Origin of the sequence: Enterobacter sp. WCHEn045836 (genome assembly GCF_003965585.1) — a bacterium.
In the GTDB taxonomy this organism is placed as follows: Bacteria; Pseudomonadota; Gammaproteobacteria; order Enterobacterales; family Enterobacteriaceae; genus Enterobacter; species Enterobacter dissolvens.
Map to the genome: position 1 here is coordinate 1 of NZ_RXPT01000041.1, position 1,661 is coordinate 1,661.

Below are 1,661 nucleotides of genomic sequence, written 5' to 3' on the forward strand. Positions count from 1 at the left end.
TCGGACACTAAATGAATACCAAGTCTCAACGAGTGAACACGTAATTCATTACGAAGTTTAATTCATTGAGCATCAAACTTTTAAATTGAAGAGTTTGATCATGGCTCAGATTGAACGCTGGCGGCAGGCCTAACACATGCAAGTCGAACGGTAGCACAGAGAGCTTGCTCTCGGGTGACGAGTGGCGGACGGGTGAGTAATGTCTGGGAAACTGCCTGATGGAGGGGGATAACTACTGGAAACGGTAGCTAATACCGCATAACGTCGCAAGACCAAAGAGGGGGACCTTCGGGCCTCTTGCCATCAGATGTGCCCAGATGGGATTAGCTAGTAGGTGGGGTAACGGCTCACCTAGGCGACGATCCCTAGCTGGTCTGAGAGGATGACCAGCCACACTGGAACTGAGACACGGTCCAGACTCCTACGGGAGGCAGCAGTGGGGAATATTGCACAATGGGCGCAAGCCTGATGCAGCCATGCCGCGTGTATGAAGAAGGCCTTCGGGTTGTAAAGTACTTTCAGCGGGGAGGAAGGTGTTGTGGTTAATAACCACAGCAATTGACGTTACCCGCAGAAGAAGCACCGGCTAACTCCGTGCCAGCAGCCGCGGTAATACGGAGGGTGCAAGCGTTAATCGGAATTACTGGGCGTAAAGCGCACGCAGGCGGTCTGTCAAGTCGGATGTGAAATCCCCGGGCTCAACCTGGGAACTGCATTCGAAACTGGCAGGCTAGAGTCTTGTAGAGGGGGGTAGAATTCCAGGTGTAGCGGTGAAATGCGTAGAGATCTGGAGGAATACCGGTGGCGAAGGCGGCCCCCTGGACAAAGACTGACGCTCAGGTGCGAAAGCGTGGGGAGCAAACAGGATTAGATACCCTGGTAGTCCACGCCGTAAACGATGTCGATTTGGAGGTTGTGCCCTTGAGGCGTGGCTTCCGGAGCTAACGCGTTAAATCGACCGCCTGGGGAGTACGGCCGCAAGGTTAAAACTCAAATGAATTGACGGGGGCCCGCACAAGCGGTGGAGCATGTGGTTTAATTCGATGCAACGCGAAGAACCTTACCTGGTCTTGACATCCACAGAACTTTCCAGAGATGGATTGGTGCCTTCGGGAACTGTGAGACAGGTGCTGCATGGCTGTCGTCAGCTCGTGTTGTGAAATGTTGGGTTAAGTCCCGCAACGAGCGCAACCCTTATCCTTTGTTGCCAGCGGTTAGGCCGGGAACTCAAAGGAGACTGCCAGTGATAAACTGGAGGAAGGTGGGGATGACGTCAAGTCATCATGGCCCTTACGACCAGGGCTACACACGTGCTACAATGGCGCATACAAAGAGAAGCGACCTCGCGAGAGCAAGCGGACCTCATAAAGTGCGTCGTAGTCCGGATTGGAGTCTGCAACTCGACTCCATGAAGTCGGAATCGCTAGTAATCGTAGATCAGAATGCTACGGTGAATACGTTCCCGGGCCTTGTACACACCGCCCGTCACACCATGGGAGTGGGTTGCAAAAGAAGTAGGTAGCTTAACCTTCGGGAGGGCGCTTACCACTTTGTGATTCATGACTGGGGTGAAGTCGTAACAAGGTAACCGTAGGGGAACCTGCGGTTGGATCACCTCCTTACCTTAAAGAACCTGCCTTTGTAGTGCTCACACAGATTGT

General features: G+C 53.2%; 1 rRNA gene. It reads left to right on the plus strand.

Going from position 1 to position 1,661, the window contains the following annotated elements:
* Positions 1-82: 82 nt before the first annotated feature.
* Positions 83-1,622: ribosomal RNA gene (locus EKN38_RS25610) — 16S ribosomal RNA — on the plus strand.
* The last annotated feature ends 39 nt before the right edge of the window (positions 1,623-1,661 follow it).